The sequence below is a fragment of the Streptomyces sp. NPDC056452 genome (genome assembly GCF_042796085.1).
GTDB lineage: Bacteria > Actinomycetota > Actinomycetes > Streptomycetales > Streptomycetaceae > Streptomyces.
On the sequence record NZ_JBHTRI010000018.1, the window covers coordinates 36,297 to 60,287 of the forward strand.

Genomic DNA, 23,991 nt, shown 5'->3' on the forward strand with positions numbered 1-23,991 from the left:
ATCCGTAGGGCGTGGGCATGACGCGACAATACGTGCTAAATGGACAAAATCCGCTTAACTGGTCGCCCGGCGGCGCGCCGTCCTCCGAGGCGCCGCCGGGCCGTTCCCGCAGGTGACCGCGGGCGCGCCCTACATCCGGGCGATGTTGCGCTCGTACACGAGCCGAAGGCCGATGAGCGTGAGCCAGGGTTCGTGCTCGTCGATGACGGAGGACTCCCCCAACACCATCGGAGCAAGCCCGCCGGTCGCGATGACGGTGACCTCGTCGGGGTCGGCCGCCAGCTCCTTCTTCATGCGCTCGACGACGCCGTCGATCTGGCCCGCGAAGCCGTACACGATGCCGGACTGCATCGCTTCGACGGTGTTCTTCCCGATCACACTGCGCGGCCTGGCCAGCTCGATCTTGCGGAGCTGGGCGCCCTTCACCCCGAGCGCCTCCACCGAGATCTCGATACCGGGTGCGATCACACCGCCCGTGTACTCGCCGCGGGCGGACACGGCGTCGAACGTGGTGGCCGTACCGAGGTCGACGACGATCGCCGGACCGCCGTAGAGCTCGACGGCGGCGACGGCGTTGACGATGCGGTCCGCGCCGACCTCCTTCGGGTTGTCCGTCAGTACCGGCACACCCGTCTTGACCCCCGGCTCCACGAGGACCGCGGGGACATCGCCGTAGTAGCGGCGGGTGACCTCGCGCAGTTCGTGCAGGACGGCGGGCACCGTCGAGCAGATCGCGATGCCCTCGATCCCGTCGCCCAGCTCCACGCCGAGCAGCGGGTGCATGCCCATCAGCCCCTGGAGCAGCACGGCGAGCTCGTCGGCGGTGCGGCGGGCGTCGGTGGAGATCCGCCAGTGCTCGACGATCTCCTCGCCGTCGAAGAGGCCGAGGACCGTGTGGGAGTTGCCGACGTCGATGGTGAGCAGCATCAGGCGCCGGCCCCGTCGGTGGGTACCTCGGTGTCGCGGAAGTCCAGGCCGATGTCGAGGATCGGCGAGGAGTGCGTGAGCGCGCCGACGGCCAGGTAGTCGACGCCCGCCTCGGCGTACGCGCGGGCGGAGCCGAGGGCGAGCCGGCCCGAGGACTCCAGCACCGCACGGCCGCCGACGAGGGCGACCGCCTCGGCGGTGGCGGACGGGGTGAAGTTGTCCAGCAGGATCAGGTCGGCACCCGCGTCGAGCACCTCGGTGACCTGCTCCAGCGTGTCGACCTCGACCTCGATCGCGAGCTCGGGGAACGCCTCCCTGACCCGCTTGAACGCCTCGGCGACACCGCCGGCCGCGATGACGTGGTTGTCCTTGACGAGGGCCGCGTCCACGAGCGACATGCGGTGGTTGACGCCGCCGCCGCAGCGGACCGCGTACTTCTCCAGGGCGCGCAGTCCGGGAGTCGTCTTGCGGGTGTCGCGGACCTTGGCCTTGGTGCCTTCGAGCACATCGGCCCAGGCCCGGGTCGCGGTCGCGATCCCGGAGAGCCTGCACAGCAGGTTGAGCGCGCTGCGCTCACCGGTGAGCAGGTCACGGGTGCGGGTGGTGACGGTGAGCAGCTTCTGTCCGGGCGCGACGCGGTCGCCGTCCTCGACATGGCGCTCGACCTCGAACTCGTCCGTGCAGACGATGGACAGGACGGCCTCGGCAACGCGCAGACCTGCGACGACACCTGCCTCGCGGGCGGTGAAGTCACCGGTGGCCACGGCCTCCTCGGAGACGGTCGCCACGGTCGTGACGTCCACCCCGCCGTCGAGGTCCTCCTCGATCGCGACATGGGCGATGTCCTCGACCTGGACGGGGTCCAGGCCCGCGTCGGCGAGCAACTGGGCCAGAGCGGGGTCGAGGCCGCACTCCAGACCGTCCGGGTCGTAGCCGTCGTCGCAGCCGCAGCCGTCGCCGCAGCCGCCCCCGGACGCGGCGGGCGCGCCGATGTGGATCAGCGGTACGTCCACGGGTGTCGGGCGCGGGTTCTCTTCGGGCGTGCTCACGGTTACGGCTCCTAGGGGGCGTCGGCGGGTGGTTCGGGGTACTGCTCGGTGTTGCTGCGCAATCCGGTCGGCGTCGTGCTGTCGCCGCTCAGTCTGCTGAATCCTCGGGGCGTACGGGCGGGAATGCGGCGCTGTCCGTACGACGGACGACGAGCCGCCGGTCCGGGGCGATCCGGACGACGAGGTGACGGCGCCAGTCCGCGTCGTCGCGGTCGGGCCGGTCCTCGCGCCAGTGACAGCCGCGGGTCTCCTCGCGCTCCCGGGCGGCAGCGACCAGAACGCGCGAGACGAGGAGCAGATTGGTGGCCTCCCACGCCTCGACGCCGGGTACCGCGTCCTTGGCACCGGTCGCCGCGGTGTCCGCCGCGGTGGCCGCGGTCTGCTGGAGGGCGTCCAGCTCCTCGGCCGCGCGGGCGAGGCTGGCGGCGGAGCGGATGACTCCGGCGCCCCTCGTCATGATCCGCTGGATCTCCGTCCGGGACTCGGCGGTGAGCAGCGGGGCGGGCTCCGACGCGGGCCCGAGGGCGCCGGGGACGGCTGCCCCGGTCCCGGCCGGCCGCGGCAGGTCCTGTTCACCGGACACGTCCTGGGCCGGATCCGGGGTCGGGACCTGGGCCGGATCCGGGGTCCGGTCCGTCACGATGTCCGCCGCGATGCGTTCGGCGAAGACCAGGCCCTCCAGGAGGGAGTTGGACGCGAGCCGGTTCGCGCCGTGCACCCCCGTGCAGGCGACCTCTCCGCAGGCGTACAGGCCGGGGACCGTCGTACGGCCCCGGAGATCGGTGCGGACGCCGCCGGAGGCGTAGTGCGCGGCCGGGGCCACCGGAATCGGCTCCGTCACCGGGTCGATGCCGTGGGCCCTGCAGGCGGCCAGGATCGTCGGGAAGCGCTGCTCCCACATCTCGGCGCCGAAGTGACGCGCGTCGAGGTACATGTGCTCGGTGCCCAGAAGGTGCATCTGGCGGGTGATGGCCTTGGCGACGATGTCGCGCGGGGCCAGCTCGGCCAGCTCGTGCTGCCCCAGCAAGAAGCGCGTGCCGGAGGCGTCGACGAGATGGGCGCCCTCACCCCGTACCGCTTCCGACACCAGCGGCTGCTGGCCCTCGGAGTCGGAGCCGAGAAACAGGACGGTCGGGTGGAACTGGACGAATTCGAGGTCGGAGACCTCCGCGCCCGCCCGCAGCGCGAGGGCCACGCCGTCGCCGGTGGAGACCGGCGGGTTGGTGGTGGCCGAGAAGACCTGGCCCATGCCGCCGGTCGCGAGGACCACCGCGGGAGCGCGGACCGCGCCGACGCCGTCGTGCTGGCCCTCGCCCATGACGTGCAGGGTGACGCCCGCCGTACGGCCTTCGGCATCGGTGAGCAGGTCGAGGACCAGGGCGTTCTCGACGGTGTGCAGGGCTGCCGAGCGGACCGCCTCGACCAGGGCGCGGGAGATCTCGGCGCCCGTGGCGTCTCCGCCCGCGTGCGCGATGCGGCGGCGGTGGTGGCCGCCCTCTCGGGTCAGGGCGATGGCGCCGGTGTCGGTCGTGTCGAAGTGCGCGCCGGTTTCGATCAGCCGGCGTACGGCGTCGGGGCCCTCGGTCACCAGCGCCCGCACCGCCGTCTCGTCGCACAGGCCGGCGCCGGCGACCAGGGTGTCGTCGAGGTGCTGCTCGGGGGTGTCGCCCTCGCCGAGGGCCGCGGCGATGCCGCCCTGCGCCCAGCGGGTGGAGCCGTCGTCGAGGCGGGCCTTGGTGACGACGACGGTGGCGAGACCGGCCGCGGCACAGCGCAGGGCGGTGGTGAGACCGGCCACGCCGGAGCCGACCACGACGACGTCCGCGTCGATGGCCCAGCCGGGGGCGGGGGCGGTCAGCCGTATTCCGGTCACGTCAGGGCTCCGAGGGTCAGCGGGATGTTGTCGATCAGACGGGTGGCACCCACCCGTGCAGCGACGGCGAGGATCGCCTCGCCGCTGTCGCGGTCGTCGGGGATCTCGGTGAAGTCGGCCGGGTCCACGAGCGCCAGGTAGTCGAGCTCGAGCGGCACCGCCTCCTCGGCCGCCTCGGCGAGGACGGCCTGGGCCGCTGCCCGCACCGCGGCCGGCCCGACCGTCGGCCGGGCCAGCGCCACGGCCTGGGTGTCGGCGGCCGCACGGGCCTCTCCGAGCTTCGTGAGGGCGGCGGCCCGGCCCTCCCGCTCGGGGACGGTCTGCGCGCGGGCGTGCAACGCCTGCTGGGCTGCCAGCCGGTCGCGGGCCGCGAACAGGGCCCGGGGGAGAGCCAGCGCGGTGCGGCGTTCGTCGGCGGAGAGGAACCGGTTGCGGCTGGAGAGCGCGAGCCCGTCGGGGTCGCGGACCGTGGGCACGGCGACGATGTCGACGCCGAAGTTGAGGTCGCGCACCATGCGGCGGATGAGCGCCAGCTGCTGGGCGTCCTTCTGCCCGTAGAACGCCGCGTCCGGCCGGGTGAGGTGGAGGAGCTTGGCGACGACGGTGAGCATGCCGTCGAAGTGCCCCGGGCGCGAGGCGCCTTCGAGACGCTCTCCCATGGGGCCCGCGGTGATCCTGACCTGGGGGTCACCGCCCGGGTACACCTCGTCGACGGACGGCGCGAAGACGGCGTCGGCACCGGCCGCCGCGGCAATGGCGAGGTCGGCGTCCAGGGTGCGGGGGTAGCGGTCGAGGTCGGCGGCCTCACCGAACTGGAGCGGGTTGACGAACACGGTGACGACGACCTGTCCACCGGGTCCCGCGGCGGCCCGTGCCGTACGGATCAGGGTGGCGTGGCCGTCGTGGAGCGCGCCCATCGTCATGACGACGGCGCGCTGCGCACCGGCCGGCCGGTGCAGGGCGTCCAGTTCCGCGGCGGTGCGCAGGAGCGTGGCGGGTGCGGTGCTCATCGGCCCTCCCCCGGCCCGGTCTCGTCCGTGCCGTCCGTCCCGCTCGTTCCTTTTGCCCTGTTCACGCCATTCGCGCTGTCCGACAGGACATCGAGGAGGTCCTCCGCGAACTCGGACTTGAGCAGACCGTGGGCCAGCGCCCGGTCGGCCGTGGTGCGGGCCATCGCGAGATATCCGGCCACTGCCTGCGGGGCATGCCTGCGCAGCTCGGCGATGTGCGCGGCCACCGTGCCCGCGTCGCCCCGGGCCACGGGGCCGGTCAGCGCGGCGTCGCCGGAGCGCAGGGCGTTGTCGAGGGCGGCGCCGAGCAGCGGGCCGAGCATCCGGTCGGGTGCGGACACTCCGGCCTTCTGCAGCAGCTCCATGGACTGGGCGACCAGGGTGACCAGGTGGTTCGCTCCGAGGGCGAGCGCCGCGTGATAGAGCGGACGGGACTCCTCCGCGATCCATTCGGGCTCACCGCCCATCTCGATGACGAGCGCCTCGGCGGCGAGCCTGAGCTCCTCGGGGGCGGTGACCCCGAAGGAGCAGCCGGCCAGCCGCTGGACGTCGACCGAGCTGCCCGTGAAGGTCATGGCCGGATGCAGTGCGAGCGGGAGCGCCCCCGCGCGCAGTGCGGGCTCGAGCACCTTCGTCCCGTACCGCCCGGACGTGTGGACGATCAGCTGGCCCGGCCGCACGGCACCGGTCTCCGCGAGGCCCTCGACCAGGCCGGGCAGCGCGTCGTCGGGGACCGTCAGCAGCACGAGCTCGGCGCGCGCGAGGACCTCGGCCGGGGTGACGAGGGGTACGTCGGGGAGCAGGGCGGCGGCCCGGCGCACGGATGCGTCGGAGACGCCCGAGACCGCGACCGGGCGGTGCCCGGCGAGCTGCAGCGAGGCGGCGAGGGCGGGGCCGACCCGTCCCGCGCCGACGACGCCGACGGTGAGACGGGCGGGGCGGTCCCTCGCGTCGAGGGATTCCTTGGAAACAGATGCGTTCACGCGGCGATGGCCTTCCGTTCCAGTCCGCGGGGGGTACCGGACGATTTCTCTGCATGCTACGCCAGCGTTTCGCGAGACCCCCCGGCTGTCCACAGCCTGTGGGTAACTCTGGGCCGCAACCGAAAACGGGGTGGGCTGTGTCCGCGGTCCGGGTGATGATCGTCCCATGGCAGTCACCGATGAGCAGAAGCAGCGGCACCGCAGGCTGACCGCGTGGAAGCGGTCCGGAAGGGTGCTCGCCCGGGCGTCCGCCGACCACACCCTGGGCGAGCGGCTGGCCGCGCTGGCCGCCGACGCGGGGTCGGTCCACGACCTGGACGAGTGGACGGATGTGTACGGCGACGGGGTCGTCGCCGAGGTGGAGCGGCGAACCGCTGATCTGCTGGGCATGGAGGCCGCGGCGTTCTTCCCGACGGGGACGATGGCCCAGCAGGTCGCGCTGCGCAGCTGGGCGGGGCGCACGGGGAATCCGGTCGTGGCGCTTCATCCGCTCTCCCACCCCGAGATGCACGAGGGGGGAGCCCTCACCTCGGTGAGCGGGCTGCGCACGGTGCATCCGACGTCCGCACCCCGGCTGCCCACGGCGGACGAGGTCCGGGACTCCCCCGAGCCGTTCGGCACCCTCATGCTGGAGCTCCCGCTGCGCGACGCCGGCTTCGTCCTGCCCTCCTGGGAGGAGCTGGAGGCCGTCGTGGCCGCCGCGCGGGAGCGGGACGCGGTCGTCCACCTGGACGGAGCCCGGCTGTGGGAGTGCGGACCCCACTTCGGGCGGGGTCTGCCGGAGATCGCGGCGCTCGCCGACAGCGTCTACGTGTCGTTCTACAAGTCCCTGAACGGGTTGTCCGGTGCGGTGCTCGCCGGCCCCGAATCGCTGGTCGACGAGGCACGGACCTGGCGCCACCGGTACGGCGGTCAGGTCTTCCAGCAGTACCCGGCGGCGCTCTCCGCGCTGCTGGGCCTGGAGCGGGAGCTGCCGAGGCTGCCCCAATACGTGGCGCACGCGAAGGTGGTCGCAGGGGCACTGGCGGAGGGTTTCGCGGACAGTGCGGTGCCCTGGTCCCGAGTGCATCCGGAACCGCCGCACACCCACCAGTTCCAGGTGTGGCTGCCGTACGGGACGCAGGAGCTGGACGAGGCGTCGGTCCGGCAGGCCGAAGAGACGGGCGTGACGCTGTTCCGCCGGTGGCTGGCGGGGCCCGCGGGGCCGCCCGGAGTCTCGTACACCGAGGTCACAGTCGCCGCGCCGGGGCTGGAGTGGTCGGCGGGGGATGTGCGGGAGGCGGTGGCGGAGTTCGTGCGGCGGCTGGGGTAGGGCGCGGGCGGGGCCCGCTCCGCCCGGTGGCCGGGCTCTCCTCGGTCGCCGGACGGGCTCTCCTCAGGCGTCGCGCCGGTTCTGTCCCGCGGTCCAGGCGTGGAAGCGTCTGCGCAGTTCCCGCAGGACCTCCCGGTCGTGGCGGCCGGGCAGCGGGGGCGGTGGCTCACCGTGCTGTGCCGCGCGATAGCTGTCGAGCATGTGCTGCTGAACGATGTCCATGCATCCAGCGTGAACCCGTTCCCGGCACTCCGCCCGCCGATTGACGGCCCCCGTCAACCGGCGCCCGACCCCGGTCGCGTACCCCTCACTATGGAGGGGTGAGCGTGCACATAGACATCGCGGGCCTGACCTCCGACCGCATCCATTTCGAGATCTCCCCCCTCGCCGAGCTGGGGCTCGCCCTGCACGCGCTCTCCGAGCCCGGGCACCATCCGGGCCATCACGGCTGGGCGACCGCGACCTCCGCGGCTCTCGAGCCCGACCTCGCGGACCGGCTGCACGAGGCCGACTTCCTCTGGCGCAACACCTTCTCCGACGTCTTCCTCCCGTTCGCCGGAGTCCGCGGCGGCGACGGCCGGACCGGTTCGAGCCTGGCCGAGGACCTGGACATCCTCGACAGGATGGATGACGAGCGGTTCGTCTCCGCTGCCCTGGAGTTCACCTGCGCGAGCCTGTACGGGACGGGCGCGCCGTCCCCGCTCACCAGCGCCACGATGCGGGCCCGCGCACTGGACATGGCGGCGGCCCGGGGGCCCCAGCAGCTGGAGTTCACCCAGCAGCTGCTCGCCGCACCCGGCTCCGTACGCACCTGGGTGCGTCGCCTCTTCGAGGACTGCGACCAGGCCTTCTTCGCGGACACCTGGCAGCGGGTCCAGGTCCAGCTGGCCGCCGACGCCCGGCACAAGACCGAACTGCTGCGGCACAAGGGCCTCGACGAGGTGTTCCGCGCGGTCTCGCCCGCCCTGTCGCTCAACGAGGACGCGAACAGGCTGATCATCGACAAGCTGACCGTCGGCCGGACGAACGCCGCCGACCCGGCCGTCGGGACAGGGCTCACCCTCATCCCGACCAGCTTCGGCTGGCCCCATCTGATGGTGCTCCACGCCCCGGGCTGGCGGCCGGTGATCCACTACCCGGTGCACCGCCCCGAGCTGCCGTCCCCCGCCTCCGTGGAGCTGCTCCAGCTGCGGATGGAGGCCCTGGCCCACCCGATGCGGATGCGCCTGTGCCGCAACCTGGCCCGTTCCCCGTACACCACCGGTGAACTCGCCGACGCGCACAGCATCACGGCGCCCGAGGTCTCGAGGCACCTGTCGGTGCTCAAGAAGGCCGGTCTGATCACCACGCGCAGACGCGGCCGGTACGTCCTGCACGCGCTGGACCTGACCGTGGTGGCCCGGCTCGGCAGCGACTTCCTGGAAGGCGTGCTGCGGTAGCCGCGCCGGTCAGGCGCCCGACCCGCCGCCCGCCCTGACCAGGCCCGTCTCGTACGCGAGGACGACCACCTGGACGCGGTCGCGCAGGCTCAGCTTGGTGAGGATGCGGCCCACGTGGGTCTTCACCGTCGCCTCGGACAGCACCAGGCGGGCCGCGATCTCGCCGTTCGACAGACCCTGGGCGACGAGCATCATGACTTCCCGCTCGCGCTCGGTCAGCTTCTCGATGTGCTTGTGCTGCGGCTCCTTGCCGCTGCTGGGCAGCATCGGGGAGAACTGGTCGAGGAGCCTGCGGGTGGTGGACGGGGCGACCACGGCGTCGCCGCTGTGCACGGACCGGATCGCGGCGAGCAGCTCGCCGGGCGGCACATCCTTGAGCATGAAGCCGCTCGCGCCCGCCTTCAGGCCGGAGAACGCGTACTCGTCCAGGTCGAACGTGGTCAGGATGAGGACCTTGGGCGGATCGGTCTGCGCGCAGATGCGCCGGGTCGCCTCGACCCCGTCCAGCCGCGGCATGCGCACGTCCATCAGCACCACGTCGACGGTCGTGGACCGCAGGACCTCGATCGCCTCCGCCCCGTCACCCGCCTCGGCGACGACCTCCATGTCCGGCTGGGCGGCGAGCACCATCCGGAAGCCCGTGCGCAGCAGCATCTGGTCGTCGACGAGCATTACGCGGATCGTCATGAGGGTCCTGTCCTTGTGTCACTGGTTGGCGGGCTTGAGCGGGAGCAGTGCGCTGATCCGGAAGCCGCCGCCCGGCCGCGGTCCCGCGTCCAGCGTGCCGCCGACCATGCCGACCCGCTCCCGCATACCGATCATTCCGTGTCCGGCACCGTCGGCCCCGCCGTCCTCGTACAGCTCGTGCGCGGCGCCCCGGCCGTCGTCCTCGACGAGCAGCCCGAGGCCGTCGTCGAAGTAGACCAGCCGCACGCTCGCCCCGGCGTCCGGACCGCCGTGCTTGCGGGTGTTGGTGAGGGCCTCCTGCACGATCCGGTACGCGGTCAGCTCGACGCCGGTCGGCAGCGGACGCGGAGTGCCCTCGATCTTGAAGTCCACCGCGAGGCCCGTCCGCCTCACCTGGTCGACCAGGTCCTCGATCTGCTCGACGTCGGGCTGCGGCACGTACTCGCCGCTCTCCCGGGTGTCGCCCGTGCGCAGCACCCCGAGCAGCCGCCGCATCTCGGCGAGGGCCTGACGGCCGGTGCTGGAGATGGTCTCCAGGGCCTGCCGGGCCTGGTCGGGAGCCGCGTCCATGACGTAGGCGGCGCCGTCGGCCTGAACCACCATCACCGAGACGTTGTGCGCGACGACGTCGTGCAGCTCCCGGGCGATGCGGGCCCGTTCGGCGGCCACGGCGACCTTCGACTGCGCCTCGCGCTCACGCTCCAGCCGGGCGGCGCGCTCCTCCAGCTGACTGAAGTAGGCCCGCCGCGTACGTATCGAGTCGCCGAGCACCCAGGCGAGGACGAACGGCACGGTCAGGACGACGACGACGAAGACCGACTGCACCCAGCTGTCCGACGGGGAATCCTCCGGCCAGCGCAGCTGCGAGAGCCCCGCGGCGCCGAGACTGCACGCCAGGGCGAGCCGGGAGGCCCAGCGCTCCCCCACCGTGGACACGGTGTAGATGATCACCAGCATGGCGAAGTCCGCGGCGCCCGGACGCACGTCGAGCAGCAGCTGCGCGATGCCCATCACGATCGTGAGCAGCAGCATCTTCTCCGGTGCGCGACGGCGCAGCGCGACCACGGTGCACAGACCGACCGCGATCGGTACGGCCGCGACGCGTTCCCTGCCGTCACCGGCCTGCTCGGCCACGATGGACATGCCGGAGAGCCCGAGGAGGAAGACAGCCCAGAAGGTGTCGACGCCCGTCGGGTGTCTGCGGATGAAATCGTAGAGGCGCTGCACGTAACCCAGCGTAGGTACAGGTGATCGGTACCCGGGTCAGCCGAAGGGCCGATCCAGGTCCTGGGACCGTACTCCCCAAGGTGGAGACTTGCCTACGTGACGGATGACTGGTGCGGATGGCGGGAAGCGGCAGAGACCGCTTTGTACGGGGACGGGGGCTTCTACCGGCGCCCCGAGGGGCCGGCGGGCCATTTCCGCACATCGGTGCACGCGTCCCCGCTGTTCGCCTCCGCTGTCGCCCGGCTGCTCGCCGGCACGGCACACGAGCTGGGAACGGACTCCGTGGACCTGGTGGATGTGGGAGCGGGCAGGGGTGAGCTGCTGACCGGCGTGCTGACGGCGCTGCGGGCCGGGGCCGCCGGTCCGGGTCTCGTCGTACGGGCCCACGCCGTGGAGATCGCTCCGCGGCCGGCGGGTCTGGACCCTGCCATCGGGTGGAGCGCCGAGCTGCCGCAAGGCACGAGGGGCCTCCTGTTCGCCAACGAATGGCTGGACAACGTCCCGACGGACATCGCCGAGGCCGACGCCGACGGGGTGGCCCGCTACGTCCTCGTCCGGGCCGACGGCGCGGAACGGCTGGGCGATCCGGTGACCGGGGCGGACGCAAAGTGGCTGGACCGCTGGTGGCCGCTGACCGGACCGGGTGCCCGTGCGGAGATCGGCCGGCCGCGCGACGAGGCCTGGACCCGGGCGGTCGCCTCGATGGCCGAGGGGGTCGCGGTCGCGGTGGACTACGCGCATGCACGGGGGGCGAGGCCGCCGTTCGGAACACTGACCGGCTTCCGGGCCGGCCGCGAGGTGCGGCCCGTGCCGGACGGCAGCTGCGACCTGACCTCGCACGTGGCGCTGGACGCGTGCGCGGAGGCGGCGGGCAACGGCGCGGAGGCCGAGCTGCTGGATCAGCGGACGGCCCTGAAGGAGCTGGGGATCAGCGGCGAACGTCCGCCGCTCGCACGGGCGTCGACGGATCCGGCCGGCTATGTGCGGGCGCTCGCGGCGGCCGGAGAGGCTGCTGAACTCACCGCCCGGGGCGGGCTCGGCGACTTCGGGTGGCTGCGGCACCGGACAGCGCCGGGGCTTCGGCCGGTCTGAGGGACCTGGGGCCGGGTCCCGGGAACGGGAAGGGGGATACTGTCCCGCATGACGGAGACGACGGTCGGCATCGGCGGCGCGGCAGAGAGCACCGACATGGTGCTCAACATCGGTCCGCAGCACCCCTCCACACACGGTGTGCTCCGGCTGCGGCTCGTCCTGGACGGTGAACGGATCCAGCACGCCGAACCCGTCATCGGCTATATGCACCGCGGCGCGGAGAAGCTCTTCGAGGCCCGCGACTACCGGCAGATCATCATGCTCGCCAACCGCCACGACTGGCTGTCGGCCTTCTCCAACGAGCTCGGTGTCGTGATGGCCGTCGAGCGCATGCTCGGCATGGAGGTCCCGGAGCGCGCCGTCTGGACGAGGACGCTGCTGGCCGAGCTGAACCGGGTCCTGAACCACCTGATGTTCCTGGGCTCCTACCCTCTCGAACTCGGCGGGATCACTCCGGTCTTCTACGCGTTCCGGGAACGCGAGGAGCTCCAGGCCGTGATGGAGGAGGTCTCCGGCGGCCGGATGCACTACATGTTCAACCGGGTCGGCGGCCTCAAGGAGGACCTTCCCGCGGGCTGGCTGGGCCGGGCCAGGGAAGCCGTCGCCTCGGTCCGCTCCCGGATGGACGTGTACGACCGGCTGGTGCTCGGCAACGAGATCTTCCGGGGCCGCACCAGGGGCGTGGGCGTGCTGTCCGCCGAGGCCGTGCACGCCTACGGGGTGTCCGGTCCGATCGCCCGCGCGTCCGGGGTCGACTTCGATCTGCGGCGCGACGAGCCCTACCTCGCGTACGGGGAGCTGCAGGACACCCTCAAGGTCGTCACCCGGACCGAGGGCGACTGCCTGGCCCGCTTCGAGTGCCTCCTGGAGCAGACGCACAACGCACTGGACCTGGCGGACGCCTGCCTGGACCGGATGGCGGACCTGGCACCCGGTCCCATCAACCAGCGGTTGCCCAAGGTCCTGAAGGCGCCCGAGGGGCACACCTACGCGTGGACCGAGAACCCGCTCGGCATCAACGGCTACTACCTGGTGTCCAAGGGCGAGAAGACCCCGTACCGGCTGAAGCTCCGGTCCGCCTCGTTCAACAACATCCAGGCGCTCACCGAACTGCTGCCGGGCACCCTCGTCGCCGACATGGTCGCGATCCTGGGGTCGCTGTTCTTCGTCGTCGGGGACATCGACAAGTAGCCGGCGGACGGCCACCCGCCGCCCGCCTCCCGGCGCGCAGCGGCTACGGCTACGGCTACGGCTACGAGGAGATCGCGCTGCGCAGCCGGGCGACGTCCAGCTGTTCGGTCTCGTCGTGCGCGGTCAGGTCGATGACTTTCCCGACGGCCCGGTTCTCGGCCGTGCGCGTACGGTGCGCGGCCAGGGCCTCCTCGCCCACGACGTCCGCGAGGTCCTCGTTCTGCACGGACTCGATCGCGGCGTTGGCCTTCTGCGTACCGAAGAAGTCGAAGCTGCCCTGCGGGACGAGATGGCGCCGCCCGCCCGCGTACGGGACGACGGCCGAAGCGGCGGGTACGGAGCGCGGCGCACGCACGGGTGCGGACGGCAGCTGAGGTGCGGGGAGGGCGGCCGAAGGGCGGCGGTGCTGGTGCTGGTCACCCGCTCCGGCGGCCGCCGCGTGCTTCCCCTTCGGGCCCTCGCCCTCCGCGGCCCGCTCGGCGAGATCGCGCTGCCTGGCCAGCTCGGCCGTGCGGCGGGCCTCCTGGAGCGCGGCGTTGCGCGTCAGTTCCTGCAGGGCCTGGGCGGCGCGCAGGTAGGCGGCCGGGGTCGGGGTCGACCGGGCCGTGGGGAGCTCGCGGGGTACGGCCGCCGCTTCGATGGCGAGCTGCCTGCGGCCCTCCAGGGCACCGGCCCGCTCGGTCTCGGCGTTCGCGTACCGGCGCAGCAGAGCGGCGTGTTCGCCCCGCAGGCCGGCGAGCTCCACCCGCTTGCGGCGCAGTTTCGTCTCCAGGCGGAGGCGCAGTTCCCGTGATTCCTCGAGGTCGGCCTCGAGCTCGGCTATGCGCTCCTCGGTCTTCCACTCGTCGCTGACGCGGGCCCGGTTCAGCTCCGCGACGCGCAGTCCTGCCGCCCGGTCCCAGCTGCGCATCAGATAGGCGCCGCTGAGAGCGGCGGCCGCTGTCGCGGCCACCAGAACGCGCAGCGCCACAGGTTCCGCGAGGAGCCAGGCTCCGGCGGCGCAGACGACCGACACTCCGGCCACCACGGAGGGGGGCAGGATTTTGTGGAGGGGTGGCGAATGGCGGTGACGTCCACGTGGCATGGCCCGAAATTTACCGTGCGCACGGGTCACTTGGGAGGCCGCCCGGCAATCTGTTCCCGCCCGGTTACCTTGCGGCCCCTCAAATGACTGTTCCGCGGCCGTCTACTTCTTGATCAGACCCTTCGACTGCAGATACTCCTTGGCCGCATCGGCGGGCTTGGCGCGCTCCGCGTCGACCTTGCGGTTGAGTTCGGCGAGGTCCTCCGTGGTGAGGACTTCGGTGAGCTTCCCGAGCGCCGCGGCGATCTCCGGGGCACCCGCGTCCTTGGCGTTGAGCACCGGCAGGACGTTGTCGGCGTTCTGGAGCTTCTTGTCGTCCTCCAGGAAAACCAGCCCGTACGCGTCCAGCACCGCATCCGTGGTGGTCGTGAGGACGAGCTGGTCCTTGCCGTCCTTGACCGCCTGCTTGGACTGCGGTGTCCCGACGCCCTTGGGGTCGATCCCGGTGACGTCGATCCCGTACGTCTTCTTCAGTCCCGGTGCGCAGAACGGGCGGATCTCGCACTCGTCACCCGCTGCGATCTTCACCTTGATCTTCGACCGGCCGAGGTCGGAAAGCGTCTTGAGGTTGTTCTTGTCGGCGAATTCCTTCGACACCGCGAAGGCGTTCTGGTCGACTGCCTCGCCGACCGGGAGAACCTTCAGCCCGAGCGGGCCGGCGAGCTTCTCCAGGGCTGCCACGGTGGCCGCGGCGTCCCCCGATGCGACCGGCTTCTTCTCCGCCTCCGCCGCCCCGTTGACCTTGGCGTTGAGGAATTCGGCGATGGTCGCCGCGTATTCCGGGACGACGTCGATCTCGCCCTTCTCCAGCGACGGCTCGTACAGTTCACGGTTCTTCACCGTGGTGATCGAAGTGCTGTATCCGGCATCGCCGAGGAGCTGTGCGTACAGCTCGGCGAGCACCTTGGACTCGGTGAAGGAAGCGGCGCCCACGACGAGCGAGCCCTTCTTGGAGTCCGCGCCCGCCGCGCTGTCCGAGCCGCTCTTCTCCTTCTCCAGGCTGTCGCCGCCGCACGCGGCGAGCGACCCGGCCAGCGCGACCACTCCGATGACCGCACTCGCTATGCGCGAGGTCCTGCTCATGTTGTTCTCCATCCGGGAAAAGGGTGTGCACTGTCCGAAAAGTGCGCGTTCATGCCGTCCGGCGGCGACGCAGGGGCGACAGCAGCCGGTCCAGCGCCACGAGTGCCCCCTCCACCACCAGGGCCAGCAGGGCGACCAGTACGGCGCCCGCGAATACCTGCGCCGTGTCGTAGGTGTTGAATCCTGCGGTGATGATCCGGCCCAGGCCGCCCAGTCCGACCATCGCCGCGATCGAGGCGGTGGCGACCACCTGGACCGCCGCGGACCGCAGCCCGGTCATGATCATCGGATAGGCCAGCGGGAGTTCGACCCGCGCGAAGAGCTGCATGCCGGACATGCCCATGCCCCGGGCCGCCTCGAGCACCGACCGGTCCACTTCCCTCATCCCGACATAGGCGTTGGTCAGCAGCGGCGGCACGGCGAACAGCACCAGCGCGATGATGGTGGGGACATAGCCGGAGTTGCGCAGCGGCGTCATCATGAAGAGGGCGAGGACCGCGAACACCGGGATCGCCCGGCCCACGTTGGAGATGTTGACCGCGAGCGCACCCCCCTTGCCCATGTGCCCCAGGTACAGCGCGATCGGCAGGGCGATGGCGCAGGCGGCCAGCAGGGCCACACCGCTCACGTACAGGTGCTCGCCCAGCCGGTGCGTCGCCCCGTTCTCCCCGGACCAGTTGGCTCCGGTGACGAGCCAGGTCCAGGCGTCCCCGATGACTCCCATGGATCAGCCCGCCTCCGTCTTCGCGAGGCCCGCGGGCCCGGTCGCCGCCGTGGCGGGCGTGCGTATACGGGTCCAGGGCGTGAGCAGGCGCTGCAGGCCGAGCAGCAGCAGGTCCGCAGCCACCGCGAGCAGCACGCAGAGCACGGAGGCCGTGAGCACCTGGGCCTTGAAGAAGCTGGGCAGCGCGTCCTCGATGAGATTGCCGAGGCCGCCCTTGCCGACGAGGGACCCCACCGTGGTGAGCGCGACCGTCGACACCGTGGCGATCCGCAGACCGGCCATCAGCGCGGGCAGCGCGAGGGGGAGTTCCACCTCCCACAGGAGCCGGCCGGGGCCGTACCCCATGCCCTGCGCCGCTTCCTTCGCCTCCTGGGGCACCGCTTCGAGCCCTGCCAGGATGTTCCGCACGAGAATGGTCAGCGAATAGAGCACCAGGCCGGTGACGACGAGGGCCGCGGACAGTCCGAACAGCGGCAGCAGCAGCGAGAACATCGCCAGTGACGGCACCGTGTAGAGCACCGTGGTCAGACCCAGCACCGGTCCGGCGAAATGCCGGCCGCGGCGTGCGAGAAGCGCGAGCGGAAATGCGACCACGAGGCCGATCAGCACCGAAACCACCGTGATCCAGATGTGCTGGACGGTCGCCTCGGTCAACTCCTGGCTGCGGGAGCGCAGATACTCGCCGCAGATCCAGTCGTTCGCCACCAGGCAGTTCTGCTCGGCCATCCGTCCCCCACCTCCCGCGTGCCGCCCTGGACTCGATGTCTGGCGACCCTATCCCCGAGCACCGACAATCGCCGAGGCTGTCGTATTCCAGCAACATGTCCTTCACAGAACCCGCGTCACAATGGGGAATCATGATCCGTTTCGAGCACGTCACCAAGCGGTACGCGGACGGCACCACCGCCGTCGACGACCTTTCCTTCGAGGTCGCCGAGGGTGAACTGGTCACGCTCGTCGGACCTTCCGGCTGCGGCAAGACGACCACGATGAAGATGGTGAACCGTCTGATCGAACCGACGGAGGGCCGGATATTCCTCGACGGGGACGACATATCCGCCATCGACCCGGTACGACTGCGCCGCCGCATCGGCTATGTGATCCAGCAGGTCGGACTGTTTCCGCACAAGACGGTCCTGGAGAACACGGCAACCGTCCCCCATCTCCTCGGCTGGAACCGGGGAAAGGCGCGGGAGCGGGCCGCCGAACTCCTCGATCTCGTCGGACTCGATCCTTCCGTTTATGGCGGGCGCTATCCCGAGCAGCTGTCGGGAGGTCAGCGCCAACGGGTCGGTGTGGCACGGGCGCTGGCCGCCGACCCGCCGGTTCTGCTGATGGACGAACCATTCGGCGCCGTCGACCCTGTCGTACGGGAAAGACTGCAGAACGAATTCCTGAAACTGCAGGCGCAGGTACGCAAGACCGTGTTGTTCGTCACGCACGACATCGAGGAGGCCGTCCGGCTCGGCGACCGTATCGCCGTGTACGGACAGGGCCGTATCGAGCAGTTCGACTCGCCCGCCACCGTGCTCGGGGCACCCGCGACGCCGTACGTCGCGGACTTCGTCGGGGCGGACCGCGGTCTGAAACGGCTCTCGGTCACTCCCATCGAGGAGAGCGACCTGGACCAGCCGCCGGTCGTCCATCTCGACGATCCGCTGGCGAAGGCGACCGCGCGGCTGCGGGCAGAGGGCGCCCGCTGGGCGGTCGTGCTGGACGGCGAGGACAACCTGCACGGCTGGATCCCCGCGGGCGACGTCGCGCCGTCCGACGCCGCGGGAACGGTCCGCGAGCACGCCCGCCGCATGGAGGCCTGGCTTCCGCTCGGCGCCCCGCTCAAGCAGGCCTTCGCCACCATGCTCCAGCACGACGCGGGCTGGATCGCGGTCATCGACAAGGACAGCACCGGCCGCTTCCTGGGTGTTCTCACCCCGGCCCGCCTCCACGAGGCGCTGCGCCGCTCGATCGACGCGGACGCCCAGGACCTTCCGCGGGCCGAGGTCGAGGTGGAGACCGTGGCGACGGTCGCTTCACCATGAGCCTGGGGGCCGGGGACGCCGGGGTCAGGTCGCGCTGAGCCTGCCGCTCATCCATTCCAGGGCCGGAGGAATCTCCCGCCGCCAGGTGTTGAAGTTGTGGCCGCCGCTGTCGAGCACGATCGAGGACACCCTGGCGGGGGCCTTCACCTTGTCGATGAACTCCCGGGTGCCCCGGAGGTTCGCCTCGCCCTGGCGGGACGTCGTGACCAGGAAGGACGACGCGGCCGGCGCCCGGTGGTCCAGGCTCCACAGCAGATCGGCACGGTTGCGCGCCTTCCGGTCCCCGTGGAAGAGGTCGCCGGTCGTCGGGTCCTCGGCCGCCCTGTAGTAGGCCGACAGACCGGCACTCGCGGCGAAGCGCTCCGGGTGGTGCAGGCCGAGCTTCAGCGCGCAGTAGCCCCCGGTCGAGTTGCCGATGACGCCCCAGTTGCGGGCCCGGCTGCCGACCCGGTACGCCCGGGATACCGCCTGCGGCAGGTCCTCGGCGAAGAACGTCTCGGTCTGCGGGCCTCCCGCGATGTCCACGCACTCGGTGTCCCGGGGCGGCGCCACCGTCGGCCGCAGCATCACCAGGACCATCGGCTGCGCCCTGCCCGCCCTGACCTGTTCATGAGCGGTCCGCGGGTAGCGCAGACCCTTGACCAGGTTCTCGGCGGTGCCCGGGTAGCCGGTCAGCACGACGACCGCGGGGAACGTCCGCCGGGCGTGCGCCGACTGGAAGTACTCCGGGGGCAGATAGACGTACGCCGGACTGTCGATCCGCGAAGCCCGCCCGGAGACGACCACCTTGTCGATCCGGCCCGCCACCGCGGGCCTGCCGGCTCCGGGCACGTCGGGCCGCTGGGAGCCGATGCGGGTCACGCTCCCCGCCACGGGCTCACCGGCGCCGTGGTCGGTGACCGTTCCCAGGTCCTGCTTCTGCCCGAACAGATCGGCCCAGGAGCCGTAGAAGAGGAAGGAGTTGTTGGCCAGGAGACCGGCCGAGACGAAGAGCGCCAGCTGGGTCGCCAGCAGCAGGCCGGTCCGGCCCGCCACCGCGGAGGCGGTGCGGGCGGCGAGCCGTGGCCAGAGCCGGATCGTGGCCGTGAACAGCCCGACGGCCAGTGATACCGCCAGAACCAGAACGGCGTTGCTGGTGAGACCCATGGTGAAGGTGAGCTTTCTGTGCGGGAAATTTCCGGAAAGGGGATGAACCCACTCCGCGGAAGCCTCGTCCTAGAGGGCGCACATCGTCCGTAGGGGCTTCGGCCGACGGACTCAGGAATCTCTCGCGGAGCCACGGGAAGCGATGTCTGTCACGGTAGATGGGGATAAATCAGGAACGGTTCCGTATGCGGCACGCGGACGCAGGTTCCTGCGCGGACCGCGACCCGCGTCCGTACCGGCACTGGTGGGAAGCGCCTGCGCGGCGGTCGGCCTGATCGATGTCGCCGCCGGGGTCTTCCCGCGGTTCCGGCACAGCCGGATGCACACCTTCGCCGAGGTGCTCCCGGGCGCCCTCGGCCCGTTCGCCGCGGCGCTCTCGCTCAGCTCGGGCGTCCTGCTGCTCCTGCTCGCCCACGGCATCAAACGGCACAAGCGGCGCGCCTGGCGGGCCGCCGTCGTCCTGCTGCCCGCGGGCGCGGTGGCGCAGTTCGTCTACCGCCACTCCCTGATCGGGGTGCTCGTCTCCCTCGCGCTGTGCTTCCTGCTGGTACGGCACCGGAGCCAGTTCGCCGCCCTGCCCGACCCGAGGAGCCGCTGGAGGGCGCTGGCCAACTTCGTCCTGCTCGGTGCGGGTTCGCTCGCGCTCGGCCTGGTCGTCGTCAGCGTGCATCCCGGCCGGGTCGTGGGGAACCCGTCCATCGCCGACCGGCTCCAGCACGTGCTCTACGGCCTGTTCGGCCTGGAGGGGCCCGTGGACTACGCCGGGACGACCTCCTGGACGGTGGCGTACTCCCTGGGCGCTCTCGGCCTGCTGACCGCCGTCACCACGATCTACTTCGCCTTCCGCCCCGAGCATCCGGCCGCCCGCCTCAGCGAGGACGACGAGGCCCGGCTGCGTGCCCTGCTGGCCAAGCACGGGGGCCGCGACTCGCTGGGGCACTTCGCGCTCCGCCGTGACAAGGGCGTCGTGTTCTCCCCCAGCGGCAAGGCCGCCGTCTGCTACCGCGTGGTCTCCGGGGTGATGCTCGCCGGGGGCGACCCGATCGGCGACGTGGAGGCCTGGCCGGGTGCCATCGAGCGCTTCATGGACGAGGCCCGGGCGCATTCATGGACCCCTGCGGTGATGGGCTGCAGCGAGACCGGCGGCGAGGTGTGGACCCGGGAGACCGGGCTGACCGCTCTGGAGCTCGGCGACGAGGCGGTGGTGGATGTCGCGGATTTCTCCCTCGCCGGGCGTGCGATGCGCAACGTACGCCAGATGGTGAAACGCATCGAGCGCAACGGTTACGAGACTCGCGTCCGGCGCGTCCGCGACATCGGTGACACCGAACTCGAACGCATCCGCAGGGCCGCCGCCGACTGGCGCGGCACCGACACCGAGCGCGGCTTCTCCATGGCGCTGGGCCGGATCGGCGACCGGGCGGACGGCGACTGCGTCATCGCCACCGCCCATCTGGCGGAAACCGGTGCGGGGGAATCGCCGTACGGCGATCTGAAGGCGGTACTCCACTTCGTGCCGTGGGGCGGGGACGGTCTGTCCCTGGAGCTGATGCGACGCGACCGCTCGGCCGACCCCGGCATGAACGAACTCCTGATCGTCGCCTCCCTGCAGGCCGCCCCCAGGCTGTCCGTCGCACGCGTCTCGCTGAACTTCGCCATGTTCCGCTCCGCCCTCGCCCGCGGCGAGCGGCTGGGGGCAGGGCCCGTGCTGCGCTGCTGGCGCGGCCTGTTGATCTTCCTGTCCCGCTGGTTCCAGATCGAATCGCTGTACAGGTTCAATGCGAAGTTCCAGCCCCGCTGGGAGCCCCGTTTCGTGGTCTTCCGCACCAGCCGCGACCTCCCCCGGATCGGCCTCGCCGCCCTGCAGGCCGAGGGCTTCCTGAGCCTCGCCCTGCCCCGCCCGTTCCGCTCCCGCCGCCCCCGCCCCTGCGGCCACCGGCCCGAGCAGGGCGCGGAGCGCGGCGTCCGTGCGGCCTGACGGACCGCTTCCCGGGCCTAGGCTGGTCGTATGAGTACGTTGCGAGGACGGGGCACAGTGCAGGGACTGCCGGAGTGGGACCGCTGCGCGGTCATGGGGGTCGTCAACGTGACGCCCGACTCCTTCTCCGACGGGGGCCACTGGTTCGACACCACAGCGGCGATCAAGCACGGCCTCGCACTGGTGGCCGAAGGCGCCGACCTGATCGACGTCGGCGGTGAGTCGACCCGCCCCGGCGCGAGCCGGGTGGACGAGTCGGAGGAGCTCCGTCGGGTGATCCCGGTCGTGCGGGAGCTGGCCTCCGAGGGCGTCACGATCTCCGTGGACACCATGCGGGCCCGCGTCGCCGAGCAGGCCGTCGCCGCCGGCGCGGCCCTGGTCAACGATGTGAGCGGCGGCCTCGCCGACCCGGACATGGTCCCGGTCGTCGCCGGGGCCGGTGTGCCCTTCGTCGTCATGCACTGGCGCGGTTTCAGCGAGTCGATGAACAGCAGGGCGGTGTACGAGGACGTCGTCGCCGAAGTGCTCGCGGAACTGCGCACGCGCATGGATGCCGTGATCGCGGGCGGCGTCGCCCCGGAGAAGCTCGTGATCGACCCCGGCCTCGGCTTCGCCAAGGACGCCTCCCACGACCTCTCACTCATGGCGCACCTCGGCGAGCTGCGCGATCTGGGCCGGCCGGTACTCGTCGCCGCCTCCCGCAAACGCTTCCTCGGGCACGTCCTGGCCGGTGAGGGCGCGGCCCCACCGCCCGCCCGAGAGCGCGACGCCGCCACGGCCGCGATCTCCGCCCTCTCCGCCCGTGCGGGCGCCTGGGCGGTCCGGGTGCACGAGGTACGCGCCACGGCCGACGCCGTGCGCGTCGCCCGCGCCGTCGAGGGGGCGGCGTGACCAACCCCCGCGAGGAGCACGAAGAGGCCGCCGCCGACATCGAGTCCGTCGAGCAGGCCAACACGGCGTTCTACGAGGCGATGGAGCGAGGCGACTTCGACGAGCTCTCCGCCCTCTGGCTGCCGGGCGAGGACCTCACCATCTCCTGCGTCCATCCGGGCTGGCCGGTGCTCACCGGGCGCGGCGAGGTGCTGCGCAGCTACGCGCTGATCATGGCGAACACCGAGTACATCCAGTTCTTCCTGACCGACGTCGGGGTCGCGATGACCGGCGACACGGCGCTGGTGACCTGCACCGAGAACATCCTCAGCGGCGGCCCGGCCGAGGAGGGCAACTCGCTCGGCCCGCTCGTCGGCCAGCTCGTCGTCGCCACGAATGTGTTCCGGCGCACGCCGGAAGGCTGGAAGCTCTGGTCCCACCACGGCTCACCGGTGCTGGCCGAAACCGGTGAGGAGGACGACGAGGAGTCGTCCTCCTGAGCGGGTACGCCTCCTCGATGCGGCCTTCTCAAGGCAGCCTCCCGGTGGTCACGTGATCGAGTTCAATTGATTGGGCCCCCGGATCTCGGGGTATACGCGGCTACCGACCTCTGTGCGGTCCGGCCCGCATCCCCCGCGGGCGGGCGCTGTCCGTGCTCGCAGGTAGATTCGAAAGAAGGCACTTCGCCGCCCGCACGCGGCCGGGTGCCCCTAAGACCAACAACAGCAGGAGTGATTCGCGTGGATCGTGTCGCGCTGCGCGGCCTCAAGGCCCGTGGGCACCACGGCGTCTTCCCCCGGGAACGGGAAGAGGGCCAGACCTTCATCGTGGACCTGGTGCTGGGCCTCGACACCCGCCCCGCGGCAGCTGCCGACGACCTGACCAAGACCGTGCACTACGGCGTGGTCGCGGAAGAGGTCGTCGACATCGTCAAGGGTGAGCCGGTCGACCTGATCGAGACCCTCGCTGAACGCATCGCGCAGCAGTGCCTCAAGCACGACGGGGTTCAGGAGGTCGAGGTCGTCGTCCACAAGCCGGACGCCCCAATCACCGTGCCCTTCGACGACGTGACCATCACCATCACCCGGAGCCGAACGTGACTGCATTTTCCACCGAGGGGCAGAGCGATCCGACCGTCCAGCCGGTTCCCGCCGCCGTGGTCGAGCAGGTGGACGCAGCGGACATCACCCTCTCCAATCCCAAACGGGCCGTGATCTCCCTGGGCTCCAACCTCGGCAACCGGCTGGAGACGCTCCAGGGCGCCATCGACGCCCTGGAGGACACTCCGGGCCTGCGGGTCAAGGCGGTCTCCCCCGTGTACGAGACGGAGCCCTGGGGTGTGGACCCCGGCTCCCAGCCGTCGTACTTCAACGCGGTGGTCGTCGTGAAGACCACGCTGCCCCCGTCCTCCCTGCTGGAGCGCGGCCAGGCCATCGAGGAGGCCTTCGACCGGGTCCGCGAGGAGCGCTGGGGACCGCGCACCATCGACGTCGACATCGTGGCGTACGCCGACGTGGTGTCCGACGACCCGCTGCTCACCCTCCCCCACCCGCGCGCCCACGAGCGGGCGTTCGTCCTCGCCCCCTGGCACGACGTGGATCCCGACGCCCAACTTCCCGGCTCCGGCCCGGTCGCCGATCTGCTCGCCGGTGTGGGACGCGACAGCGTGCTTCCCCGGGCCGACCTGGAACTCCGGCTGCCCGAGTAGTCGTTAGGCTCAACGCATACGGACAACCGGTACGGGCGTCCGACAGGGGCAACGGCGGCGAAGGGCGGCACTCTCGGTGAAGCAACTACGGCTCGGGCTACTGGCCGGACTCTTCGCCGGGGCCGGCGTGCTGTCCTGGGGCGCGGCGCGCCTCTGGGACGCCCTGGGGACCTTGCCGAGCGTGCCCCTCGCCGCACCCATCGTGCTCGCGGTGATCGCCGTCGTCCTGCTCGCCACGGCTCTGTCGATCCGTGCGCGCCTGCGGGCGCAGCGGGAGCGCCGCCCCGGCGCGAAGGGCGTCGAACCCTTGATGGCCGCACGCGCGGTGGTCTTCGGCCAGGCGAGCGCACTCGTGGCAGCCCTGGTCTGCGGGCTGTACGGCGGCGTGGGCGTCTTCCTGCTCGGCTCCCTCGACGTCCCGCCCCGCCGCGACCAGGCCATCTACGCGGGCTTCGCGGTCCTGGCCGGCGTGGCCGTCGTCGCTGCCGCCGTCTTCCTGGAGCGCGTCTGCAAGCTCCCGGAGGACGGGGACGACAGCAAGAAGACCGCAGCCGCCTGACGGGCAGGCC

Annotated in this window: 24 protein-coding genes; 11 read left to right on the forward strand and 13 right to left on the reverse strand. The window is 71.6% G+C overall.

What is annotated here, in order from left to right; genetic code table 11:
* Positions 1-129 precede the first annotated feature (129 nt).
* The 5 genes from ACFQ6X_RS18945 to ACFQ6X_RS18965 all read right to left on the reverse strand — a co-directional run bounded on the left by ACFQ6X_RS18945 (position 130) and on the right by ACFQ6X_RS18965 (position 5,842).
* Entirely contained in the window at positions 130-927 is a 798-nt protein-coding gene (locus ACFQ6X_RS18945) for a type III pantothenate kinase (protein WP_329209795.1), read from the reverse strand.
* Positions 927-1,976: a carboxylating nicotinate-nucleotide diphosphorylase gene (gene nadC, locus ACFQ6X_RS18950; RefSeq protein ID WP_383182842.1), complete on the reverse strand. Its 1,050-nt coding sequence runs from the start codon at positions 1,974-1,976 to the stop codon at positions 927-929. Before nadC ends, ACFQ6X_RS18945 begins: the two co-directional genes overlap by 1 nt.
* 88 nt (positions 1,977-2,064) lie before the next feature.
* Positions 2,065-3,849 carry an L-aspartate oxidase gene (locus ACFQ6X_RS18955; RefSeq protein WP_383182844.1) on the reverse strand — a complete coding sequence of 595 codons (1,785 nt, stop codon included), beginning with the start codon at positions 3,847-3,849 and terminating at the stop codon, positions 2,065-2,067.
* The gene (panC, locus tag ACFQ6X_RS18960; RefSeq protein WP_383182846.1) at positions 3,846-4,859 is read right to left on the reverse strand and encodes a pantoate--beta-alanine ligase; all 1,014 of its coding nucleotides are present in this window, start codon (positions 4,857-4,859) and stop codon (positions 3,846-3,848) included. The genes ACFQ6X_RS18955 and panC overlap by 4 nt, the downstream gene beginning before the upstream one ends.
* Positions 4,856-5,842 (reverse strand): Rossmann-like and DUF2520 domain-containing protein, encoded by a 987-nt coding sequence (locus tag ACFQ6X_RS18965; RefSeq protein WP_383182848.1) that lies wholly within the window; start codon positions 5,840-5,842, stop codon positions 4,856-4,858. Before ACFQ6X_RS18965 ends, panC begins: the two co-directional genes overlap by 4 nt.
* 166 nt (positions 5,843-6,008) lie before the next feature.
* On the opposite strand from ACFQ6X_RS18965, the gene ACFQ6X_RS18970 reads away from it, so the two are divergent.
* Entirely contained in the window at positions 6,009-7,154 is a 1,146-nt protein-coding gene (locus tag ACFQ6X_RS18970; RefSeq protein ID WP_383182850.1) for a threonine aldolase family protein, read from the forward strand.
* A gap of 63 nt (positions 7,155-7,217) precedes the next feature.
* On the opposite strand, the gene ACFQ6X_RS18975 is transcribed toward ACFQ6X_RS18970, so the two are convergent.
* Positions 7,218-7,376 (reverse strand): hypothetical protein, encoded by a 159-nt coding sequence (locus ACFQ6X_RS18975; protein ID WP_383182852.1) that lies wholly within the window; start codon positions 7,374-7,376, stop codon positions 7,218-7,220.
* A 104-nt stretch (positions 7,377-7,480) separates the two neighbouring features.
* On the opposite strand from ACFQ6X_RS18975, the gene ACFQ6X_RS18980 reads away from it, so the two are divergent.
* Positions 7,481-8,593 carry a DUF5937 family protein gene (locus tag ACFQ6X_RS18980; protein WP_383183016.1) on the forward strand — a complete coding sequence of 371 codons (1,113 nt, stop codon included), beginning with the start codon at positions 7,481-7,483 and terminating at the stop codon, positions 8,591-8,593.
* A 9-nt stretch (positions 8,594-8,602) separates the two neighbouring features.
* Here the strand turns inward: ACFQ6X_RS18980 and ACFQ6X_RS18985 are convergent, their stop codons facing one another.
* Positions 8,603-9,280, reverse strand: a complete 678-nt coding sequence (locus ACFQ6X_RS18985) for a response regulator transcription factor (protein ID WP_329209783.1) — start codon at positions 9,278-9,280, stop codon at positions 8,603-8,605.
* A gap of 18 nt (positions 9,281-9,298) precedes the next feature.
* Positions 9,299-10,507, reverse strand: coding sequence for a sensor histidine kinase (locus tag ACFQ6X_RS18990; RefSeq protein WP_383182854.1), 1,209 nt, complete (start codon positions 10,505-10,507; stop codon positions 9,299-9,301).
* Between the two features lie 96 nt (positions 10,508-10,603).
* Between ACFQ6X_RS18990 and ACFQ6X_RS18995 the strand changes: the two genes are divergently transcribed.
* Both ACFQ6X_RS18995 and ACFQ6X_RS19000 read left to right on the forward strand, forming a co-directional pair.
* Entirely contained in the window at positions 10,604-11,599 is a 996-nt protein-coding gene (locus tag ACFQ6X_RS18995; RefSeq protein ID WP_383182856.1) for an SAM-dependent methyltransferase, read from the forward strand.
* A gap of 48 nt (positions 11,600-11,647) precedes the next feature.
* Positions 11,648-12,790 (forward strand): NADH-quinone oxidoreductase subunit D, encoded by a 1,143-nt coding sequence (locus tag ACFQ6X_RS19000; protein WP_329209777.1) that lies wholly within the window; start codon positions 11,648-11,650, stop codon positions 12,788-12,790.
* 61 nt (positions 12,791-12,851) lie between these two features.
* Here the strand turns inward: ACFQ6X_RS19000 and ACFQ6X_RS19005 are convergent, their stop codons facing one another.
* The 4 genes from ACFQ6X_RS19005 to ACFQ6X_RS19020 all read right to left on the reverse strand — a co-directional run bounded on the left by ACFQ6X_RS19005 (position 12,852) and on the right by ACFQ6X_RS19020 (position 16,407).
* Positions 12,852-13,874, reverse strand: a complete 1,023-nt coding sequence (locus ACFQ6X_RS19005) for a hypothetical protein (RefSeq protein WP_383182858.1) — start codon at positions 13,872-13,874, stop codon at positions 12,852-12,854.
* 102 nt (positions 13,875-13,976) lie between these two features.
* Positions 13,977-14,957 (reverse strand): ABC transporter substrate-binding protein, encoded by a 981-nt coding sequence (locus ACFQ6X_RS19010; RefSeq protein WP_383182860.1) that lies wholly within the window; start codon positions 14,955-14,957, stop codon positions 13,977-13,979.
* A 49-nt stretch (positions 14,958-15,006) separates the two neighbouring features.
* On the reverse strand, positions 15,007-15,681 hold the full coding sequence (locus ACFQ6X_RS19015; protein WP_383182862.1) for an ABC transporter permease: 675 nt from the start codon (positions 15,679-15,681) through the stop codon (positions 15,007-15,009).
* Positions 15,682-15,684: 3 nt separating this feature from the next.
* Positions 15,685-16,407: an ABC transporter permease gene (locus tag ACFQ6X_RS19020; RefSeq protein ID WP_383182864.1), complete on the reverse strand. Its 723-nt coding sequence runs from the start codon at positions 16,405-16,407 to the stop codon at positions 15,685-15,687.
* Between the two features lie 131 nt (positions 16,408-16,538).
* On the opposite strand from ACFQ6X_RS19020, the gene ACFQ6X_RS19025 reads away from it, so the two are divergent.
* On the forward strand, positions 16,539-17,720 hold the full coding sequence (locus ACFQ6X_RS19025) for an ABC transporter ATP-binding protein (RefSeq protein WP_383182866.1): 1,182 nt from the start codon (positions 16,539-16,541) through the stop codon (positions 17,718-17,720).
* Between the two features lie 24 nt (positions 17,721-17,744).
* On the opposite strand, the gene ACFQ6X_RS19030 is transcribed toward ACFQ6X_RS19025, so the two are convergent.
* Entirely contained in the window at positions 17,745-18,866 is a 1,122-nt protein-coding gene (locus tag ACFQ6X_RS19030; protein ID WP_383182868.1) for an alpha/beta hydrolase, read from the reverse strand.
* A 142-nt stretch (positions 18,867-19,008) separates the two neighbouring features.
* On the opposite strand from ACFQ6X_RS19030, the gene ACFQ6X_RS19035 reads away from it, so the two are divergent.
* From ACFQ6X_RS19035 to ACFQ6X_RS19060, 6 genes are all read left to right on the forward strand, one after another.
* On the forward strand, positions 19,009-20,844 hold the full coding sequence (locus ACFQ6X_RS19035) for a phosphatidylglycerol lysyltransferase domain-containing protein (protein ID WP_383182870.1): 1,836 nt from the start codon (positions 19,009-19,011) through the stop codon (positions 20,842-20,844).
* A gap of 93 nt (positions 20,845-20,937) precedes the next feature.
* On the forward strand, positions 20,938-21,735 hold the full coding sequence (gene folP, locus ACFQ6X_RS19040; protein ID WP_383183018.1) for a dihydropteroate synthase: 798 nt from the start codon (positions 20,938-20,940) through the stop codon (positions 21,733-21,735).
* A complete protein-coding gene (locus tag ACFQ6X_RS19045; RefSeq protein WP_383182872.1) occupies positions 21,732-22,214 on the forward strand; it encodes a nuclear transport factor 2 family protein in 483 nt (160 codons plus the stop codon). Before folP ends, ACFQ6X_RS19045 begins: the two co-directional genes overlap by 4 nt.
* 240 nt (positions 22,215-22,454) lie before the next feature.
* The gene (gene folB, locus ACFQ6X_RS19050) at positions 22,455-22,814 is read left to right on the forward strand and encodes a dihydroneopterin aldolase (protein ID WP_329209760.1); all 360 of its coding nucleotides are present in this window, start codon (positions 22,455-22,457) and stop codon (positions 22,812-22,814) included.
* Positions 22,811-23,422 (forward strand): 2-amino-4-hydroxy-6-hydroxymethyldihydropteridine diphosphokinase, encoded by a 612-nt coding sequence (folK, locus tag ACFQ6X_RS19055; protein WP_329209758.1) that lies wholly within the window; start codon positions 22,811-22,813, stop codon positions 23,420-23,422. Before folB ends, folK begins: the two co-directional genes overlap by 4 nt.
* A gap of 76 nt (positions 23,423-23,498) precedes the next feature.
* Entirely contained in the window at positions 23,499-23,981 is a 483-nt protein-coding gene (locus tag ACFQ6X_RS19060; RefSeq protein ID WP_383182874.1) for a DUF3180 domain-containing protein, read from the forward strand.
* Positions 23,982-23,991 lie beyond the last annotated feature (10 nt).

Bases quoted from the DNA above. Each gene is read 5' to 3' on its own strand.
- ACFQ6X_RS19020 (WP_383182864.1), bottom strand. From the start codon at position 16,407: ATGGCCGAGCAGAACTGCCTGGTGGCGAACGACTGGATCTGCGGCGAG.
- ACFQ6X_RS18975 (WP_383182852.1), bottom strand. From the start codon at position 7,376: ATGGACATCGTTCAGCAGCACATGCTCGACAGCTATCGCGCGGCACAG.
- ACFQ6X_RS19000 (WP_329209777.1), top strand. From the start codon at position 11,648: ATGACGGAGACGACGGTCGGCATCGGCGGCGCGGCAGAGAGCACCGAC.
- ACFQ6X_RS19025 (WP_383182866.1), top strand. From the start codon at position 16,539: ATGATCCGTTTCGAGCACGTCACCAAGCGGTACGCGGACGGCACCACC.
- ACFQ6X_RS19005 (WP_383182858.1), bottom strand. From the start codon at position 13,874: ATGCCACGTGGACGTCACCGCCATTCGCCACCCCTCCACAAAATCCTG.
- ACFQ6X_RS18945 (WP_329209795.1), bottom strand. From the start codon at position 927: ATGCTGCTCACCATCGACGTCGGCAACTCCCACACGGTCCTCGGCCTC.
- ACFQ6X_RS19035 (WP_383182870.1), top strand. From the start codon at position 19,009: ATGTCTGTCACGGTAGATGGGGATAAATCAGGAACGGTTCCGTATGCG.
- folP (WP_383183018.1), top strand. From the start codon at position 20,938: ATGGGGGTCGTCAACGTGACGCCCGACTCCTTCTCCGACGGGGGCCAC.
- panC (WP_383182846.1), bottom strand. From the start codon at position 4,859: ATGAGCACCGCACCCGCCACGCTCCTGCGCACCGCCGCGGAACTGGAC.
- ACFQ6X_RS18985 (WP_329209783.1), bottom strand. From the start codon at position 9,280: ATGACGATCCGCGTAATGCTCGTCGACGACCAGATGCTGCTGCGCACG.
- ACFQ6X_RS19030 (WP_383182868.1), bottom strand. From the start codon at position 18,866: ATGGGTCTCACCAGCAACGCCGTTCTGGTTCTGGCGGTATCACTGGCC.
- ACFQ6X_RS18970 (WP_383182850.1), top strand. From the start codon at position 6,009: ATGGCAGTCACCGATGAGCAGAAGCAGCGGCACCGCAGGCTGACCGCG.
- ACFQ6X_RS19015 (WP_383182862.1), bottom strand. From the start codon at position 15,681: ATGGGAGTCATCGGGGACGCCTGGACCTGGCTCGTCACCGGAGCCAAC.
- ACFQ6X_RS19010 (WP_383182860.1), bottom strand. From the start codon at position 14,957: ATGAGCAGGACCTCGCGCATAGCGAGTGCGGTCATCGGAGTGGTCGCG.